The sequence below is a fragment of the Bradyrhizobium sp. genome (genome assembly GCF_016462955.1).
GTDB lineage: Bacteria > Pseudomonadota > Alphaproteobacteria > Rhizobiales > Xanthobacteraceae > Bradyrhizobium.
Window position 1 is genome coordinate 1 of record NZ_JAEMSD010000796.1, and the last position, 752, is coordinate 752.

Consider the following 752-nt stretch of genomic DNA (forward strand, 5'->3'; position numbering starts at 1 on the left):
GCGCAGAACTGCCGCCCTTGCGCGTGCTGCCCCAGCTCGCGCCCGGCGTGCTGGTGGTCGATATCGGTGTGGCGCAGCGTCTCCTCGACAAGCCGGAGCAGGTCTCTCGGCTCCTGATCGGCAAGCCCAGGGGCAAGCCGGCGCCGCTCGCCAGCGTCGTCGGCGATCAGTTGCAGCGGATCGAGCCGGATGCCGAGACGGAGCTGGAGCACCTCACCGACAGCTTCCATCTCAATCTCACCGCCTTCGGGCTGTTGTCGTTCTTCGTCGGTCTCTTCATCGTCAACTCGGCCGTCGGGCTCGCCTTCGAGCAGCGGCTGCCGATGCTGCGGACGCTGCGCGCTTGCGGCGCCTCGGCGCGGCTGGTCAACACGGTGCTGGTGGTCGAGCTGGTGGCGCTGGCGCTGGTCGCCGGGCTGATCGGGCTCGCTTGCGGCTATTTCATTGCGGCGGCGCTATTGCCCGACGTCGCGGCTTCGTTGCGCGGGCTGTATGGCGCGCAGATCCCGGGGCAGCTCAGCCTGCGCGGCGAATGGTGGCTCGCCGGCCTCGGCATCAGCATTGCCGGCGCGCTTGTGGCAGCCGCGACCAGCCTGATCAAGGCCATCAGGATGCCGGTGCTGGCGACGGCGCAGCCGCGCGCCTGGCAGCAGCGGCAACGCCGCTGGCTGATGCTGCAGAGCATCGCCGCGTGCGCGGTGTTCGCGGTCGCGCTGCTGTTGCTCCACTATGGGCAATCGCTGATCGCGGGA

Annotated in this window: 1 protein-coding gene; it reads left to right on the forward strand. The window is 69.5% G+C overall.

The annotated features are described in order from the left end of the window. A partial coding sequence (locus tag JHD07_RS38505; protein WP_291631736.1) for an ABC transporter permease occupies window positions 1-752 on the forward strand: 752 nt, incomplete at both ends.